This window comes from Nocardia sp. NPDC046473, assembly GCF_040645995.1.
Taxonomy (GTDB): Bacteria; Actinomycetota; Actinomycetes; order Mycobacteriales; family Mycobacteriaceae; genus Nocardia.
This window is the reverse complement of the sequence record NZ_JBEYZJ010000001.1, coordinates 770,422-790,852: the sequence shown is the minus strand read 5'-3', so window position 1 is coordinate 790,852 and position 20,431 is coordinate 770,422. Positions and strand designations below refer to the sequence as shown.

At 64.2% G+C, this 20,431-nt stretch carries 6 protein-coding genes; 2 read left to right on the top strand and 4 right to left on the bottom strand.

Going from position 1 to position 20,431, the window contains the following annotated elements:
- Window positions 1-645: 645 nt before the first annotated feature.
- Both ABZ942_RS03735 and ABZ942_RS03730 read right to left on the bottom strand, forming a co-directional pair.
- Window positions 646-1,308 carry a response regulator transcription factor gene (locus ABZ942_RS03735; protein ID WP_357378703.1) on the bottom strand — a complete coding sequence of 221 codons (663 nt, stop codon included), beginning with the start codon at window positions 1,306-1,308 and terminating at the stop codon, window positions 646-648.
- The gene (locus ABZ942_RS03730; protein WP_357378701.1) at window positions 1,290-2,546 is read right to left on the bottom strand and encodes a histidine kinase; all 1,257 of its coding nucleotides are present in this window, start codon (window positions 2,544-2,546) and stop codon (window positions 1,290-1,292) included. Before ABZ942_RS03730 ends, ABZ942_RS03735 begins: the two co-directional genes overlap by 19 nt.
- 109 nt (window positions 2,547-2,655) lie before the next feature.
- Here ABZ942_RS03730 and ABZ942_RS03725 point away from each other — a divergent pair, with 109 nt between their 5' ends.
- On the top strand, window positions 2,656-3,114 hold the full coding sequence (locus tag ABZ942_RS03725; protein ID WP_357378699.1) for a hypothetical protein: 459 nt from the start codon (window positions 2,656-2,658) through the stop codon (window positions 3,112-3,114).
- A 50-nt stretch (window positions 3,115-3,164) separates the two neighbouring features.
- Window positions 3,165-3,626, top strand: a complete 462-nt coding sequence (locus ABZ942_RS03720; protein ID WP_357378697.1) for a DUF3995 domain-containing protein — start codon at window positions 3,165-3,167, stop codon at window positions 3,624-3,626.
- A gap of 556 nt (window positions 3,627-4,182) precedes the next feature.
- Here the strand turns inward: ABZ942_RS03720 and ABZ942_RS03715 are convergent.
- Together ABZ942_RS03715 and ABZ942_RS03710 are read right to left on the bottom strand one after the other, a co-directional pair.
- Window positions 4,183-5,262: a branched-chain amino acid aminotransferase gene (locus ABZ942_RS03715; RefSeq protein WP_357378695.1), complete on the bottom strand. Its 1,080-nt coding sequence runs from the start codon at window positions 5,260-5,262 to the stop codon at window positions 4,183-4,185.
- 33 nt (window positions 5,263-5,295) lie between these two features.
- Window positions 5,296-20,358 (bottom strand): amino acid adenylation domain-containing protein, encoded by a 15,063-nt coding sequence (locus ABZ942_RS03710; RefSeq protein ID WP_357378693.1) that lies wholly within the window; start codon window positions 20,356-20,358, stop codon window positions 5,296-5,298.
- Window positions 20,359-20,431 lie beyond the last annotated feature (73 nt).

The following is a 20,431-nucleotide window of genomic DNA, read 5'->3' as shown; positions in this document are numbered from 1 at the left end:
CCGGACCGGGCTGGACCCCTCGCCCTGAGCGGCCCCCAGCACGGGCCCTACCGGGGAACGGCGCCCGCTACGGCCTGGGCCTGTTCTCGATCGAATTGTCCTGCGGTGGAAGGTATTGGATGCACGACGACGACATCCCCGGCTACAAACCCGAGACGGCATCACGGACGACGGCACTCGCAGTGTCGTGGTGTCCCGTCAACATCCTCAATTCGCTACGCCCACGGCTGAGTCGGTGGGGGCTCTAGGGTCTTCACCGGCTGTGAGCGTTCCACCCGGGCGACAGCACTAGGGCCACGAACCCCAGAAAATCCCGCGCGCCACACCTATTGCTCGCCGCTGCTCGAATTCAGCATCGATCGCCAACTGACCGCCAAGAAGATACTGGTCGGTCCTGTTCCCATGTGTATAGCGCCCCGCCGCGGAAACGGACCTCCGACTCCAGACGAATCCTGCCTGTGCCCAACATCTTTCATAGAAGAACAGCAGACTCGTCTCCGGGCAAAACACAAGCGTGGACCCGAGCGCTGCCGCGCTCACCGCGGGGTCGGCGATGTTCGATCTCGTCGGTGCTGTCCCGGTCACCCTCGAGCTCGATCCGGCCGAACATGTGTCCGTTGGGACCACGTGACTGTAGGTGCCCGGCTAGCGACCCGGCGCGATGAAGCCGGATTCGTAGGCGGCGATGACCGCCTGCGTCCGATCCCGCGCGCCGAGCTTCATCAACACATTGCCCACGTGCGTCTTGACGGTTTCGACACCCAGGAACATCGCTGTCGCTATCTCGGCGTTGCTCAGCCCGCTCGCCATCGCGCGCAGTACCTCGGTTTCGCGCTCGGTCAGTTTCGCTTGTGCCATAACGTCATTCGCAACACCACCGCGCGCGGCGACCAGCGAGCGGATGGCGCTCGGGAACAGTACCGAGTCGCTCGTCGCGACCGTGCGGACAGCCTGCACGATTTCTGTGGGCCGAGCCCGCTTGAGTAGGAAGCCCGCCGCGCCGACTCGCAGCGCGTCGTAGACGTAGGAGTCGTTCTCGAAGGTCGTGATCACCACGACCTTCGGCGCGTCGGGCACCGTGGTCACCAGCTGGCGAGTGGCGGCGATGCCGTCCATTGTCGGCATTCGGACATCCATCAGCACGACATCCGGCCGCCGGGCTCGCACCCGGTCGAGAACCTCACTGCCATCCTGCGCTTCGCCCACCACCTCGATGTCGTGCTCCGCATCCAGGATCGCGCGCAAACCGGTGCGCACCAGCGGGTCGTCGTCGACGACGAGCACCGCGATCACGGCGTCGCCGCCCACGGCAGGGTGGCGCGCACCGACCAGCGATCACGCGCCGGACCCGCGTGTAACTCGCCACCGAGCATGAGCACCCTTTCCCGCATCCCGATCAATCCACGCCCGTGGCCGACCGGCGATCGCGAGGTCACCCCGTTGGACATCTCGAGCTCTACGACGGGCGGCGACGCACACACGGCAAGGTCGATCGCGCCACCGTCGCCGTGCCGCACGGCATTGGTCAGCGCCTCCTGCAGCACCCGGAAGGCCTCGCGAGATACCAAGTCGGGCACGGCATTCAGATCGCCGACGATAGTGGTGTCCACCCGTACACCGCTGTAGGTCGCCATCAACCGGTCGATGCCCGCCAGCGTCGAGCCGGACAGTTCCGCATCGAGGCCGCGGCGCAGCATGCCGAGCGCCTGATCGAGTTCGTCCAGGGCGGCTCGTCCGGTGTCCGCGATCCGGTGCAGCGCCTGCCGGGCGAACTCCGGATCGTGGTCGAGCACCCGCCCGGCCGCCCCGGCCTGCATCGTCATCGCCGTCAGCGCGTGACCGACCGAATCGTGCAGCTCGCGGGCGAGCCGGTTTCCCGCGGCGAGCCTGCGCTCTTGGCGGCGCAACGCGGCCACCTGATCGGCCTGCGTCGGTCCGAGCAGTGCCGGTGCCAGTCGCACCAGCAGCGCCCCGGCTCCCGCCATGACGTACACCGCGCCAACCAGCAGCCCGGCACCCGCGAAACTGGTCAGGATGGCCGCCGACATGCTGGGGGCCATCACCGTGAACCGCTCGGTCAGCTGCAGTGTCGCTTCGTGCGAACGAATGAACGGCACGACGAGCATCGTGGCGGCCGTCGGAATGGCCCACACCACCACGCTCGTCGCGCAACCACCGACGACCAGCGTCAGGAAATACCAGACGGCTCCGCGCGTGCGCGACTCCCAGGTATGACCCGACGAGGGCTCCGGATCCGGCAGCGTCACACCCAAAAGCGCTCGGACGACCGCTATTTCGAGCGCACGCACCGCCGGGAGCAGCGTCACACCCACGGCGACCACCGCCGTACCGAGGGCGAGCGCGGCGATGAGAGCAAGGGCGCCCACGGTGGCCTCCTCGCGTTGCATACCGATCACGAAGACCGCCGCGAGCCCCACATACGGGATGGACGCGACCCCACCGAGCGCCACGTAAACACCGCGCAGATACGTCGACGGTCGCAGCAGCGGACCCATCGCCGACCGTAGCGTTCGCGGGAGTTGCACACGCCGATTCTCCCAGAGCATCGGTACCGTCGATTCCCCCGTGTGAGGGATGGCGACTCACTCGCCTGCGGGAAGCGCCGAACATCGTTGCCACGCAACAGTCGAAACCATGAAAACTCCAACATTCGACAACGCCCGCGCGGTGGTCTGGGCGGGCCGTCTCATCGCTCTGCTCGGCGCTGGTCATACTGTCGGCGCACTCATCCTCACCCGCGACTTCCTCGACGACTGGCTGTCCGGCGAGCTGTGGGACATCCCGCAGAATCTGGGCGCGCCGCAACCGATGGTGGGCGCCTTCTTCGTCTCGGTGGCAAGTTTCGGCGTTCCGCTGCTGCTGCTCGGTGTGGCGATCAGCCGGATGGGTCGGCATGGCGTCGTCCCATCTCCGCTGCTCGCCTGGGGCGTCGCGGCGTGGATCACCGTCTGCGACCTGGTCGGTGGGCCGAGCCCGCTGCTGCTGGCCTGGATATCCATCGTGACTCTGCTGATCGCCGCCCGGCGACATGCGCGCCGCAGTGCCTCCGCACTGGGCCAGCCGTCCCCACAAATACCAGACGCAAGCCGTTGACCTGCGTCGGCGATACGCGAAAGCCCTGAAGGAACTAAGGAGATCACATCATGCTTCGTACGGTGGTCGGCACTACAACAGCGGCTGTCCTGACGGCAATTGGCGGAATGCACGTGCTCTGGACCGCGACTCCGTGGCCGTGGCACTCGGACAGCGAGTTTCGCAGTGCGGTATTCGGCAGCAGCGAGTCCACCGCGCCCTTGGCCAGCTACCTGCTCATGGGTGGTGCGCTGGTCGGCGCAGGTGCCCTGGTCCTGTCGCAGGCCGGGCTAGTGCCCCGAGTCGGCCCGGATCGACTCCGTGGAGGTGCGATGTACGCGCTGTCCGGTGGCCTGCTGCTCCGTGGTGTCGGCGGGGTCGCCTTGAATGTCGATGCGTCCGAGGAGTTCCAGCAGCTCAACACGTTCGTGTATGCACCCTTGTGCATCGGCCTCGCGGCACTGACCTATTACGTCCAGTGCTCGAGTGGTGCAGACTCCGCGGTGGCACCGCGGGTCACGCGCGAAGACTGATCTTCATCGGCACCTACAAGCCCGGAAGCCCACGAGGCGCATTGACCATTCTCGGACAGTCGCCCCTCGTGGTTCGGCTGAGCCCGCAAGTATTTCCGGACGTTCCCGAGACATCCAGCATTAGTCGGTCGACACCACAAAATCGGCTTCAACGACCAGTTGCCCAGCGAGAATCTGCCGGTCAGAACGGTCTCCATCCGGATGGGTCCCCGCCGAGGTACCGAACCTGCGACCATGTTTAACCAGCCGCCCGTCACACCCTTCGACAGCCTGGAGGTTCAGGTCGATTCGCCATTTCGATGACGGCGGCGACGGCCTGGGTCCGCCCGCACCCAGCACACCGTGGTGCCGGGCCATGAGGTCGCTGCCGGGCTGGTAGCTCGGCTGGCACAACAGGTGATCGACCTCAACATCGCACTGAGAGAGAACGATTCGATGGTCGAGGAGCGCTTTCGCTCGCGCTCGTCGAGGTGGCCTCGAGTATGCCGAGTCGGACTGGGAGCTTCGGTGTGGAGTGGCGTTATCAACGGCGGAAACTTTGCGGGGCCTGCCCCAGCTATTGCGCGATGTGGTGGACCCACCCGTCCGGGTCGGGCGATGTGCCGTGCTGGATACCGGTCAATTCGGCGCACAGGTCGACAGTCACCGGTCCGGGCTTTCCATCACCGATGATGAACGCACCCGCCGCGTCGGATACCCGACCAACCGGAGTCACCACAGCCGCTGTGCCACAGGCAAACATCTCGGTGATATCACCGTTCAGGCATCCCGCACGCAGTTCATCGAGAGATATTCGCTGTTCACGTGGCACATAGCCCGACCGAGACGCCAGCGTCAGGATGGAATCTCGAGTTATTCCCGGCAACAGGGTTCCGGTCAGCTCCGGTGTCACCACCTCGGCGCCTGCGCCGGTGCCGCGCACGATGAACACATTCATTCCACCCAACTCTTCCAACCATCGGTGTTCCATCGCGTCCAGCCACATCACCTGTTGACAATCCGCCTTGCGCGCGTTCATCTGCGCAACAAAAGTCGGCGCATAGTTGCCCGCGACCTTGACATCTCCCGTACCTCGGGGAAAGGCTCGACTGTACTCATGGTCGACCCATATCGATATGGACTCCATATCGCTTCCGAAAAAACCTCCAGCCACAAATGCCATCAGCAGAAAACGGTATGTCCGAGCAGGCCGCAACATCAACGAGACATCCGTGCCGAGCATCAAGGGGCGCAGGTACAAGCTATGTGAGAAGTCGTCGGACAGCCACGATTCATCGGCGGCGACGAGCTCCTCGACCGCGCGAATGAACAGGCTCTCTGGAACTTCCGGCATAGCCAGACGGCGAGCGGAGCGCTGAAATCTCTCGGCGTTGCACCATGGTCGGAATACTCCCATCGTTGCGTCGACCTGTCGATGCGCCTTGAGGCCTTCGACGATGACCTGTCCATAGTGCAGACCGATTGTCGCGGGATGCATAGACAGGTGTTCGATATCGCGCAACCCGATGTCGTGCCAGCCATTCTGTGCGGACCACAGCGCACTGAACATATGCGGTGTGAAAGCCTCGCCGTGCCCAGGATTCATCACCGGCCCGACCTCGGGCATGGATGCCTCCCTGTCCGACGCAGATTCCATTTCGTCCTCCTTCGGGTACACCGCAGCACGGTGTCAGATCGCGGTCATCGACCCGAGCAGCGCTGCCACCACCGGACCGAGAACGGCCGACACCGGAGCGGTGAGCATCTCGACGTGCGTGCAGTCGGCGATGTGTATATCCGTGCGGCCGTTCATGTATGGCGTCCACAGCTCTGCCCTTGCCTGGTTGTCGCCCTCTTTCCCGGCCTGGAACAAGAGGACGTCGCCATGAAAACGCTGCGGGTTGAAATCGACCAACAGCCGTCGATTGTTAGTCGCGATGCGCATCAGGTTCAACACGGTCCGCTCGTCCAGACTGCCGAACGGGCTCCCCTGTGTGCGAAGCAATTCGGTGATCCGCAGCGGATCGACGGGCTCGTCATCGGCCCTATCCGCCATGACATCGAGGCCGTCGAAGACGAGCCGGAGCGCGTCACGTTCGTCGAGTTCGTATTCCGCTCCCAGATCCGGGACCGGATACGCGTCGAACAAGGCGACCATGCCCAGCTGTTCGCCGATCGCCTCCATTCGCGTGGCGACGGCCTGGGCGACCACTCCGCCGAATGACCAACCGAGCAGGAAGTAGGGTCCCGCGGGCTGAACGGTCCGAATCCGGTGTACGTACTCGTCGGCCATCTCGTCCAGGCTCGTCGGCAGCGCGGTCGAGTCGACGAGACCGCGGGACTGGACTCCGTACACGGGGACATCCCTTGGTACGTAACGCAACAGCCCCGAGTAACACCAGGCAAGGCCGCCGCCCGGGTGGAAGCAGAACAGTGGCGGGCGTTGCCCCACCGATCGCAACGCGAGCAGCGGCTGCAACGCATCGTGCGGTGTAGCCAACTCCAGCGCACTGGACAGGTCGGCGACGGTCGGCGACCGCAGCAGCGTGCCGATACCGAGATCGGTGCCGAGCACCGCTTTGATGCGCGCGATCAGCCGTGCGGCCAATAGCGAATGCCCGCCCATTTCGAAGAAGTTGTCGTCGATACCGATGCGAGGCAGCCGCAACACCTCGGCGAACAGGCTGCACATCACCTCTTCCTGCGGAGTCCGCGGCGCACTCGGGACAGCGACGCTCGTCCATTCCGGTGCAGGCAAAGCATCCCGGTCCAATTTCCCATTGATCGTCAACGGAAGCTGATCGATGACGACGACGGCCGCAGGAACCATGTACTGCGGCAAGGCATCCGCCAGGGCGGCCCGCAGCTGATCGGGCGGCGGCCGGTGCGTGCCGGGCACAACATAGGCGACGAGCTGCACATCGGTGTCGTCGGCGCGCAGCACGACCGCTGCCTGCTCGACACCGGACTGCCGAAGCAGTGCCGCCTCGATCTCCGCTGGTTCTATCCGGAACCCGCGCAACTTCACCTGATCGTCGGCTCTACCAACGAATTCCAGGTTCCCATCGGACCGCCACCGGGCCAGATCACCTGTGCGATACATGCGAGCACCAGGCGGGCCGTAGGGCTCGGCGACAAAGCGTGCCGAGGTGAGGCCGGGCTGATCGTGATAGCCGCGCGCGAGCGTGTGTCCTGCCACGTACAGCTCACCGATAACACCGAGCGGGACCTGTCGGAACATGTTGTCCAACAAGTGGATACGTACATTGCCCTGCGGCTTGCCGATGGCGACCGGGCCGGGCGGAATCGACTCTCCCCGCGCGATACGGTATTCCGTGCAATTCACCGTCGCCTCGGTCGGGCCGTACACATTCCACACCGTGGCTGTTGGATTTCGCGCACGCCACCTGTGCAGTTCCTCGGCCGTCAGCGCTTCACCGCCGAGCAGCAACTCGGCATCGGCGGCGATCGCAACGGTCGACTCGGTCAGCAGGGGAAGGTGACTCGGGGTGGCCTTGATGAAGGTATACGCGGGCTGGGCGAAGCCGACCGTCTCGTCCTCGAGTGACGCGAGAACGATCGCGCCACCGCTGACCAGCGGTGTGAACAGAGCGGTGACCGTGAGATCGAAGCCGACCGGTGAATGCACCAGCGCGACGCCACCCGCTCCGGGGTAGGTGCGGCTGGTCCAGGTCAGGTAGTCGACAACGGAGCGGTGCTCCACCACAACACCTTTGGGCTGTCCGGTCGAGCCGGACGTATAGATCAGGTACGCCGGATGCGCGCCCGTCAACGACGCGCGGCGGTCGGTGTCGGTTGCCCGATATGCCGGGCTGTCAGCGAGTTCAGCGCGCACGCCGTCGTCATCGAGCAGCAGTAGCGGCACGGTCGTGGCAGGCAGCATCGCCTGTGTCGACCTCGCCGTGATCAGATAGCGCGGCGCGGCATCCTCGATCAGAAACGCGGTCCGCTCCGGCGGAACGTCGGTGTTGATCGGCAGATACGCCGCACCCGACCCGAGCACCGCCAGGATGGCGGTAACCAGGTCGACCGATGACGGAAAGGCAAGCGCCACCACGTCTTCCGGCCCGACGCCGGCCCGGATCAGCAGATGCGCCAACCGATTGGCGCGCACCGCCAGTTCGGCATAGGTGAGCGTGCCGTCCACCGATATGACCGCCCGCGCATCGGGAGTTCGCGCGACCTGGGCATGAAACATATCGGGGATTGTCGCCACCGCGACATCGCACGTGGGGCCGTTCGACAGTTCCGCAAGCTCACCCTTTTCGGCCACGGGCAAGATTGCGATGCTGCCGATACGCTGCCCGGGGTCGGCGGCCACTTCGGTCAGCAACCGCACCAGCCGAGCGGCGATCAATTCGACGGTGCGGTGGTCGAACATGTCGGTGCTATACGCGAGCAGACCATCGATGCCGCCGAAGTTCGGCTGTTCCGACAGTAGGAAGTGCAGGTCGTTGCGTGCCGCGATGGGCCCGAATACCTCGGACATCAACTCGATGGCGAGTCCGGCGAAGTCGATATCGGCCTCGGCGTCGTTCCGGAAGCTGAGCCCGACCTGGAACAATGGGTTTCGTCCCGGCGAGCGCACCGGATTCACCGCCTCCACCACCTGGTCGAACGGCACATCCTGATGCGCGAACGCCCCTAGATCGGTCTCCCGCACCCGATCCAGCAATTCGGCGAAAGTGGGTTCGCCGGATGTATCGGTGCGCAGCACAAGGGTATTCACGAAGAACCCGACCAAGTCGTCGAGCGTGGCGTCCGATCGTCCGGCGACACTGGCACCGATAGGAATGTCGGTATCACCGCTCAACCTCGCCAGCACGGCCACAATACCGGCATGCAGCACCATGAACAGCGTGGCACTCCGTTCGCGGGCAATGGCCATCAGCCGCTCGTGCACGGTGCCGTCCACGTCGATCGACACCGACCCGCCCGACCACGAGGAAGCGGTGCGGCGGGTGCGATCCGTCGGCAGCGCCAATTCCTCGGGAGCGCCCGTCAGAGTTTCCCGCCAGTAATCCACTTGGTCGTCGAATCGCAGATCCTGTTGCCACAGCGCGTAATCGGCGTACTGCACCGGCAACCGAGTCCACCCCGGCCGCGCACCGGCCGTCCTCGCTCGGTACGCAATGCTCAGATCACGCAACAACACCGATATCGACCAGCCATCGACCACGATGTGATGCATCAACAACAGCAACACGTGCTCAGCATCCGACACCTCGAACAATGTCACTCGCAACAGCGACTCGCTCGCCACATCGAACACATGCTGCCCCGCCACGGCCAGTGCCTCGGCCAGCTCGCTCTCGGACACCCGCAGCTGCCGCACGGGAACCGAGCAGCTATCCAAGATTTCCTGGAACGGCACCCCGTCCCGTTCCAGGAATACCGTACGCAATATCTCGTGGCGCTCGACCACATCCGCGAGGGCCGCCGCCAACGCCTCGCCGTTCAACACCCCGGTCAACCGCAACACCAACGGCGCGTTATAAGCCGGCGACGGATCACTGCGCTGCACGAACCACAACCGACGCTGACCGGCCGACGCCGGAACAAAGTCCGGACGTGTTGCCGCGGCGACCACCGGAGTCGCGGCACCGGTCCCGCTTTTGAGTCGAGCACCGAAACCGGCGACCGTCGGCGCCGCGAACAACGCCCGCACATCACAGTGCACCCGCAGTACCGAATGAACTCGACTCACCAACCGTGTCGCAAGCAACGAGTGCCCACCCAAATCGAAGAAGTCATCATCGACGCCGACTCGCTCCACGCCGAGCACATCGGCGAATAGGCCGGCCAGGATCTGTTCCTGCTCGGTGCGTGGCGCCCGATACCCCACTCCCGCAAGGAATTCCGGTGCAGGCAGGGCGCTGCAGTCCAGTTTCCCGTCCACCGTCGAGGGAAATTCATCGATCACCACGACCGCCGCGGGCACCATATGCGCGGGCAACCGCAGCGACAGATACGACCGCAGCACTCCGGCATACAGATCGCCGCTACCGCTGACGTATCCGACCAGCTGTTTACCGCGGCCGGTGGCCGTTTCCTGCGCGACAACCACGGCACGATCGACCAGCGGATGCGACATCAGCGCCGACTCGATTTCCGTCGGATCGATACGAAATCCTCGAATCGTCACCTGATCGTCGTTAGATCCCCGGTACTCCAACCGACCGTCGGGACGCCATTGCGCGATGTCACCCATCCGAGCCTCGGGATCCGCGGCGACCGCGGTCAATACCCGCACCCACCGATCGACCAACGCCTGCACCGACGCCCGATCGAACAATTCCGCAGCGAACTCCACTACTCCCTCGACCCCACCACCCACACACTCGGTCACCGTGAACGACAGATCGAACTTCGCCGTCACCGCACCCAGATGCGTTGAGGATGCCGCCACCGCTACTTCACCGAAATCGACAACAGGCTCGATGTTGTTCTGCAACACCAGCAAAACCTGAAACAGCGGATGCCGCGCAATCGAACGCACCGGATTCACCGCCTCCACCACCTCATCGAACGGCACATCCTGATGCGCAAACGCACCCAAATCCACCTCCCGCACCCGATCCAACAACTCCACAAACGACGGATCACCAGACACATCAACACGCAACACCAACGTATTCACAAAAAACCCCACCAAATCATCCAACGCAACATCAGAACGACCCGCCACCACCGTGCCCACCGGAACATCCACCACACCACTCAACCGAGACAACAACACCACCAAACCCGCATGCAACACCATGAACAACGTCGCACCACGCTCACGAGCAAGCACCATCAACCGCTCATGCACCAAACCATCCAACTCGAACGACAACACACCACCAGCCCACGTCGGCACCGCCGACCGCGACCGATCCACCGGCAAACCCAATTCCTCAGGCACACCCACCAAAGTCTCGCGCCAATAGTTCAATTGATCGTCGAAACGCAATTCCTGTTGCCACAACGCATAATCGGCATACTGCACCGGCAACAGCGGCCACCCCGGCCGCTCACCAGCCACCCTCGCCCGATACGCAATACCCAAATCACGCAACAACACCGGCACCGACCAACCATCAACCACAATATGATGCATCAACAGCAACAACACCCGCTCGGTGTCCGACACCTCGAACAAAGTCACCCGCAGCAACGGCTCGTCTGTCACGTCGAACACGTGCTGCCCTGCCGCTGCCAACGCCGCACCCACCCCGGCCTCGTCGACCGGAATCCGCTGCACCGGAACCGAATAACGCTCCTGGATCTGCTGGAACGGCACCCCGTCGCGTGCCAGGAATACTGTCCGCAATATCTCGTGCCGCGTTGTCACATCGGTGAGGGCCATGCTCAGCGCGCCGCTGTTCACCGGTCCTGTCAACCGCAGTACCAGGGGGACGTTGTAAGCCGATGACGACTCGCTCTGCTGTAGGAACCAGAGTCGGCGTTGACCGGCCGATACCGGAATCCGTTCCGGACGTGTTCTCGCGGTGATTACCGGATCAGCGGCATCGGTCGTGCCGGCGAGGCGGTCATCGAAGCGGGCGACCGTGGGGGCGGTGAACAGTGTCCGCACATCGCAGTCCACACCGAGTACCGAACGAACTCGGCTGACCAGCCGAGCAGCGAGTAGTGAATGCCCACCCAAAACGAAGAAATCATCGTCGATGCTGATCGTAGGCAGACCCAATACCTCGGCGAACAAACCGCACAGGATTTCCTCGCGCGGATTACGCGGCCGCCGCTGACGGCCGGCCTCGATCTGCGGGGCAGGCAGCGCGGCTCGGTCCAACTTGCCGTTCGAGGTCAATGGCAGCCGGTCAAGGGGGACGAAAGCCGACGGGATCATGTAGTCCGGCAGTATTTCGGCCAATCCGGTGCGCAGTGCGTCGGTCGAGGGGGCCGCACTGTCGAGCACCAGATACGCCACCAGCCGGTTGACCGCACCGTCGCCGCGCAGCACCACCCGCACCTGGGCGACACCGGTTCGGGTGAGCAGTGCCGCTTCGATCTCAGCGGGCTCGACCCGGAAGCCTCGCACTTTCACCTGGTCGTCGACGCGGCCGGCAAAGTCCAGATTCCCGTCGACACGCCACCGTCCCAGATCACCGGTCCGATACATGCGCGCACCCGCTGAGCCGAACGGATCGGCCACGAACCGCGACGCGGTCAGATCGGGGCGGCGCACATAACCACGCGCCAGACCCGCACTCGAAACATAGATTTCGCCCACCACACCTACCGGCGCCAATCCCAGCGAACGGTCGAGCAGGTATACCCGCGTGTTATCCATGGGCGCGCCAACCGGTACCACCGACGGCACGGCATCCGCTGCCCGCATCGAAAACCAGGTCGAAATCACCGTGGTCTCGGTCGCCCCGTAGGCGTTGCCGACCACCATATCCGGCCGGAGCGTCAATAGTTTCCGCACTCCGGCTGGGGAAATCACATCACCGCCGGACCACGCAACCCCCAACCGCGCCATCGCAGTCGTCGACTCTTCGGCAAGTACGTTGAACAACGCCGCCGCGAACACCCCCGTCGACAGGTCCTCCTCGATATCCAGCACTCCGTCGCTACGCGATATCATCACCCGCCCGCCGAAGGCCAATCCCAGCCACACCTCATAAATCGAGGGATCGAACGCAAACGACGTGTGCGCCAATACCGCCTCCCGATCCATTGCGCGCCATACCGAATCCGCCACCAAACCGACGACGCCACCATGGCGGACGCCGACTCCCTTCGGCACTCCGGTCGAACCGGATGTATACATGACATACGCCAATTGATCCGGCCGCACCGTGATTCCGACACGTTCCGCGATATCGGATACTTCGCCGAGCACGATCGGCTCGACATCCAAATCATCGATCACTCGATCGACAAGCACCACCTCCGCGCCGGTCTCCGCGATCACCATCCGCATCCGTGCCATCGGAAAACTCGCGGGCAGAGGTACGAAATAGCCTCCGGTCTTCAATACCGCGACAATCGCGACAGCCACTTCTGCCGAACGTTCCGAAATAACAGCGACCACCGGCCGTTCCGGACCGGCGCCGCGCTCGAGCAACACTCGCGCCAACCCATTGGCCCGCGCGTCGAGCTCCGCATACGTCAGCACCGCATCCGGCGCCACCACCGCGACGGCATCCGGGGACCGGTCCACCTGATCCTCGAACAACTCGACCAACGACACTGCGGGCAACTCCCGCGCCGGGCCGATCCCGTACTTCAACAAGGTATTTCGCTCTTCAGCGCGGAGCAGATCGAAGCCACCCACCCGCGTGGCCGGGTCCGCGGCGACCGCGGTCAATACCCGAACCCACCGATCGACCAACGCCTGCACCGACGCCCGATCGAACAACTCCGCAGCAAACTCCACCACCCCCTCGACCCCACCACCCACACACTCGGTCACCGTGAACGACACATCGAACTTCGCCGTCACCGCACCCACCGGATCAAACGAATAACTCGCCACCGCCGAACCGAAATCCACCCCCACATCAACATTGTTCTGCAACACCAGCAAAACCTGAAACAACGGATGCCGCGCAATCGAACGCACCGGATTCACCGCCTCCACCACCTCATCGAACGGCACATCCTGATGCGCAAACGCACCCAAATCCACCTCCCGCACCCGATCCAACAACTCCACAAACGACGGATCACCAGACACATCAACACGCAACACCAACGTATTCACAAAAAACCCCACCAAATCATCCAACGCAACATCAGAACGACCCGCCACCACCGTGCCCACCGGAACATCCACCACACCACTCAACCGAGACAACAACACCACCAAACCCGCATGCAACACCATGAACAACGTCGCACCACGCTCACGAGCAAGCACCATCAACCGCTCATGCACCAAACCATCCAACTCGAACGACACCACACCACCAGCCCACGTCGGCACCGCCAACCGCGACCGATCCACCGGCAAACCCAATTCCTCAGGCACACCCACCAAAGTCTCGCGCCAATAATCCAATTGATCGTCGAAACGCAGATCCTGCTGCCACAACGCATAATCGGCATACTGCACCGGCAACAGCGGCCACCCCGGCCGCTCACCGGCCACCCTCGCCCGATACGCAATACCCAAATCACGCAACAACACCGGCACCGACCAACCATCAACCACAATATGATGCATCAACAGCAACAACACCCGCTCGGTGTCCGACACCTCGAACAAAGTCACCCGCACCGGCGGCTCGACGGTCACATCGAAGACATACTCCCCCGCAGCCGCCAAAGCAGCAGGAAGTTCCGCCGCAGACACCCGCACCCGCTGCACCGGAACCGAATAGCGCTGCAGAACCTGCTGAAACGGCACACCGTCGCGTTCCGCGAACACCGTCCGCAATATCTCGTGCCGGGTCGTCACATCGGTAAGGGCCATGCTCAGCGCGCCGCTGTTCACCGGTCCTGTCAACCGCAGTACCAGTGGGACGTTGTAGGCCGGCGACGGATCACTACGCTGCACAAACCACAGCCGGCGCTGACCCGCCGACACCGGAACCAACTCCGGACGCTGTGCCGCGATGATGGCCGGACGACCGACGCCTCTCCCACCGATGAGCCGACCGGCAAAACCGGCAACCGTCGGCGCCGAAAACAAGCCGCGCACATCGCAATCCACGTCGAGTACCGAATGAATCCGGCTGACCAACCGCGTCGCAAGCAATGAATGCCCGCCCAGAGCAAAGAAATTGTCATCGATGCCGACCCGCTCCACGCCGAGCATCTCGGCGAACAGACCAGCGAGGATCCGCTCGTGCTCGGTGCGCGGCGCTCGATACTCCACTCCGGATTCGAATTCCGGTGCGGGCAAGGCATTTCGGTCCAGTTTGCCATTCGCCGTCAGCGGGAACTCGGCCAGCGCCACGATCGCCGAGGGCACCAGGTATTCGGGCAGGCGCGCGGACAGATACCACCGCAACGACTCGGTATCGAACGCGCCACCACCAGCGCTGTCGGCCGGGACCACATAGCCGACAAGCCGTTTGCCGCCACCGGTGACGCCGCTTTCGCGGGCCACGACGACAGCGCGCCCAACCGCCGCATGCGACACCAGCGCCTCTTCGACCTCACCCGGCTCGATCCGGAAGCCACGGATCTTGACCTGGTCATCGGCGCGACCGACATACTCCAGCTGTCCGTCCGCGCGCCAGCGCACCACATCGCCGGTGCGATACAGCCGATCGCCGGGGACCGATGCGGCTGGATCGGCCACGAACCGCGATGCCGTCAGCCCCGCCCGAGCCCAATACCCCCGAGCCACACCGGAACCCGATACATATAACTCGCCGGGCACCCCTACCGGAACCAACCGCAAACCGGCGTCCAACACGACCACCGACGTCCCCCGAAGCGGACCACCGATCGGCAGTGTGCCGCCACCCAGCTCTTCGGGCCGGGTGAACAGACTCCTCGTCGCGAAGGTGGTGGTCTCGGTCGGACCGTATCCGTTGGCGATACGCACACCCGGATGCCGCTCGAGCAGATGCCGAACCGCGCTGGCCGAGAGGACGTCGCCACCTACCCACAGCTGTGTCAGCCCAGCGAAACATGCAGGGGCCGATTCCATGAATGCCTCGAACAATCCGGCCGCCAGGCACACCCCGGTGACCCGATGACGGGCCACCAACTTGCCGAATGTCGCCGCGTCCAAGCGTTCAGGCGGTGCGATCACCGCCGCGCCGCCGCGCATCAGGGGCACCCATAATTCGTAGGTGGAGGCATCGAATGCCGTCGGTGAATGAACCAGGATTCGCTCGTGAACGTTGTCGAAGCAAGGGTCGGTCACCAGATCCACGACGTTGTGATGGGTCGTGGTAACGCCTTTGGGTCTGCCGGTGGATCCGGAGGTGTAGATGATGTAGGCCGTATTGAGTGGACTCAGTGGTGCGTTGCGGTGGGCGTCGGTGATCGGGACGCTGGTGTGCGCGGTGATCGACCGGACCGTGTCCGGGTCATCGACGGCGACGACCGTTGTCGTGGTGCGTGTTTCGAACGGGCTCAGCAATGACGCGGGCGCGTCGGCGATGGTCAGTAACAGGATGGGTTCGGTGTCGGTGACCATGAACTCGATCCGGTCTGCCGGATAGTCGGGGTCGATCGGCAGATAGGCTCCGCCCGCTTTCCACACGGCGAGCAGCGCCACGACGAGCTCGATCGACCGGGGAACGGCCACCGCCACCACCGATTCAGGCCGCACGCCACGCTCGATCAACAAGTGCGCCAACCGGTTCGATTGCTGATCCAGCTCGGCATAGGTGAACTCGGTATCCCCGAACACCACCGCCGTCGCGCCCGGTATCCGCGCGACCTGTTCGGCGAACAACTCCGGCAAACAGGCTGCAGCAGTGCTGGCAGCGCCGACACGACCCCAGGTCAGCAGCTGCGACCGCTCAGCTTCGTCGAGCGTATCGAGACCACCGACCCGCATCTTGGGATCCGCGGCCACCGCGGTCAACACCCGCACCCACCGATCGACCAACGCCTGCACCGACACCCGATCGAACAACTCCGCAGCAAACTCCACCACCCCCTCGACCCCACCACCCACACACTCGGTCACCGTGAACGACACATCGAACTTCGCCGTCACCGCACCCACCGGATCAAACGAATAACTCGCCACCGCCGAACCGAAATCCACCCCCACATCAACATTGTTCTGCAACACCAGCAAAACCTGAAACAGCGGATGCCGCGCAATCGAACGCACCGGATTCACCGCCTCCACCACCTCATCGAACGGCACATCCTGATGCGCAAACGCACCCAAATCCACCTCCCGCACCCGATCCAACAACTCCACAAACGACGGATCACCAGACACATCAACACGCAACACCAACGTATTCACAAAAAACCCCACCAAATCATCCAACGCAACATCAGAACGACCCGCCACCACCGTGCCCACCGGAACATCCACCACACCACTCAACCGAGACAACAACACCACCAAACCCGCATGCAACACCATGAACAACGTCGCACCACGCTCACGAGCAAGCACCATCAACCGCTCATGCACCAAACCATCCAACTCGAACGACACCACACCACCAGCCCACGTCGGCACCGCCAACCGCGACCGATCCACCGGCAAACCCAATTCCTCAGGCACACCCACCAAAGTCTCGCGCCAATAATCCAATTGATCGTCGAAACGCAATTCCTGCTGCCACAACGCATAATCGGCATACTGCACCGGCAACAGCGGCCACGTCGGCCGCTCAGCGGCCATCCGAGCTCGATACGCAATGCCGAGATCACGCAGTAGTACCGGCACCGACCATCCGTCGACGGCGATGTGGTGCATCAACAGCAACAACACGTGCTCGGTGTTCGACACCTCGAACAAAGTCACCCGCATCGGTGACTCGACGGTCACATCGAAGACATACTCCCCCGCGGCAGCCAACGCACCGGGCAGCTCGGCAGGGGTGAGACCCACCCGAGCCACCCCCACCTCGGAAGCATCAAGAACCCGCTGGACCGGCACGCCAGCACGTTCCGGCAATACCGTCCGCAAAAGCTCGTGCCGCGCAACAACATCCGACACGGCCGCCACCAGTGCCCCGGTCTCCAACGGCCCGTTCAACCGCAGCATCAACGGCACGTTGTAGGCCGACGACGGATCGCTACGCTGGATGAACCACAACCGACGCTGACCCGCCGACAACGGCACCGACTCCGGACGCGGTCTCGGCAGCACCGGTGGTCGAGCACCGGCAACCGGCGGCAGCACCCGTTGCGCCAATGCGGCGACCGTTGGCGCGTCGAGCAGGGTCCTGAGGTCGCACTCAGCACCGAGTTCGGCACGGATTCGGCTGATCAGCCGCGTCGCGAGCAGCGAGTGTCCGCCGAGATCGAAGAAGCTGACGTCGGTGCCGATCACCGACAGGCCGAGTACGTCCGCCATCATTCTGCACAACACCGCTTCGCGCTGGCCGCGCGGAGCACGTCCGGCGCTGCTCGACTCGGGCGCTGGCAGCGCGGCGCGATCCAGCTTTCCGTTGCGGGTCAACGGAAGCGCCGCCATGATGACGACCGCCGACGGGACCATGTATTCGGGCAGACAGGTACGCAGGTAGGTACGCAGTCGTGCGCCGCGCGCACCGGGATCACCAACGGCGGCAGGGAGATTGGTGTAAGAGCTGAGAGCCCGATCCGCCGGCGCGGCCGCAAAGGTCGCCATCGGCCGGTCCGAGTCGTGGAACACCGCGTCGACGCCGCCGATCGAATCCGCCGACAGAGTGATCGCGACCCGGTGCCCGGTCCGTTCGGCGAGTGCGTACAGCAGTTCCGGATCGATCGCCTCGAACGCGTCGTCGGTTGCCGCCAGCAGCGCGCGCGCCTCGGCAACGGCACCGTCTTTTGTCAGGTGGGCGGCCGCCGCGAGCTCACCCGCGATGCGCGCGTTGGGCACACCGAGCACCCGCAGACCACCCACCGGGCGATCGGCCAGCCGCCGCGCCACATCCGCCATGCCGGCCCAGGACACCGTAGACCAGGTATCGGGCCCGGCCGGCCGCTTGCCGAGCACGACGTTGTAGCGATGTCGCGTCAGTTCGTTGCGGTGCACACCGCGCTTGACCCTGATCTCGACCGCGCCCGCGTCCGATAGTCGCCGGGCAAACGCGCCAAAGAATTCGGGTGCGACCAACAGCTCCTTCTCCAGCGCGATACCGCGCTCGATGGCACCACGCAGGGTGGGCGCATCGGCGTGAATCGATCGGCCGAGCTGGATCGCGGTCTGCAAGACGCGATGGGTACGCAGGTCTCGCACATCGCCGACGAAGATCGCACCGCCCGGCACGAGCGCCGCCATGGCCTGATCGAGCACCCGCGCCAGGAAGTCCGCATCGGGGAAATACTGGATGACGGAATTGATGACGATGGTGTCGAAGTAGTCGCCGGGTACACCGTCGAAAACGTCGGCAGGCTGCTGCCGCAGCACAACTCGGTCACTCAGTTCACCGTCGCCGATCTGTCGGCGCAACCGGTCGATGGCCACACCGGATAGATCTGTCGCCCAGTAGGATTCGCAGTCCGGTGCGAGTGGGAACAGCAGCAGTCCGGTCCCGACACCGATCTCCAGTACTCGGCGGGGGCGTAGCTCGCGGATCTCGGCGACGGTGGCGTCCCGCCATTCCCGCATGTGGTCAGCGGGGATGGGCAACCCGACGTAACTGCTTGTCCAGCCGGTGAAGTCGGCGCCAGGCGGAGCCGAGGAGCCCGCGTATATCTCGTCATAGACCGAGCGCCAGTCGCCGATCAGGCCCACCGCGTCAGCAGCGAAGGCGGCTACCTTGCCCGGCACGACATACGCGACGAGCCGGGCGTCATCGGCACGATCCGCACGCAGCAGCACGGCGGCCTGCGCCACGTCGGGCCGCCGGACGAGCGCCGACTCGATCTCCCTTGGCTCGATGCGGAAACCACGCAGCTGCACCTGGTCATCGGCGCGGCCCAGATACTCGAATATGTCGCCGGCGCGCCTGGCCAAGTCACCGGTGCGATACATCCTGGTCCCCGGTGCGCCGAACGCGTCAGCGACGAACCGTTGCGCGGTCAGCCCGCGCCGACCGAGGTAGCCGCGGGCCAAACCAGGTCCGGACACATACATCTCACCGACGACACCCTCGGGCACCGGGCGCAATTCGGCGTCGAGGAGATGCACCCGCAGGTCCGGGATGGGGCGGCCGATGACGCCGACGCCCGAATCGACCAGGCGGCGGTCCACATCCACGCCTGTGACGTGGATCGTCGTCTCGGTGATGCCGTACATGTTGACCAGCCGTGGCAGGCCGACACGATGCCGCTCGCACCACCGCGCAAGCCGCGCCGGGTCCAGCGCCTCACCACCGAAAATCACCAGGCGCAAAGCCAATTCGGTATGTTCGGCCGATTCGCTGTCTGCCGTGTCCAGCTGGTAGAAGGCGGACGGCGTCTGATTGAGCACCGTCACCCGCTCCCTGACCAGCAACCGATGGAACTCCTCAGGCGCACGGCTGACATGAAACGGCACCACCACCAGTCGGCCACCATGCGCGAGCGCACCCCAGAGTTCCCACACCGAGAAGTCGAAGGCGTAGGAGTGGAACAACGTCCAGACATCGCTCGCGGTGAAATCGAACCACGGATTCGTCGACGTGAGCAGGCGAACCACGTTGTGATGCGGGACAAGCACGCCCTTCGGTCGGCCCGTCGATCCGGAGGTGTAGATCACGTACGCGGCGGCCGACGGGTGAACACGGGGACCGTCGAGATCGGTAGCGGGATACGTGGCGAGCAGTCGCGCGGTATCCGGAGCGTCCAGCATGACCGTGCCGCACCCAGAGTCGTTGGCGCCCACCGTGATCACGTCGACCGGAGCGGCGTCCGCCAGCACGAACGCGATACGGTCCGGGGGGTTGTCCGGATCGATCGGCAGATAGGCAGCACCCGTCTCGAGGATGGCGAGCACAGCCACGACCAAGTCGATCGACCGTGGCAGCAGCAGAGCGACCAGGTTCTCGGGACCGATCCCCCTTGCGATCAACAACCGGGCGAGACGGTTCGCCCGGCACCGCAGTTCCCGATAGGACAGCGACGTATCCCCGCAGGTGACGGCCAAACGGTCCGGGCCGAGGCGGACTTGCCGGGCGAACAGCTCGGGCAATGTGGTTGACGTAATTCTGGACACCACTGTCCCTTCCTCATATGTACTTGTGCGCTTTGTTCGCCTTGGTGCGCCGTCAAGTCGGCCGATCGTCGCGGCA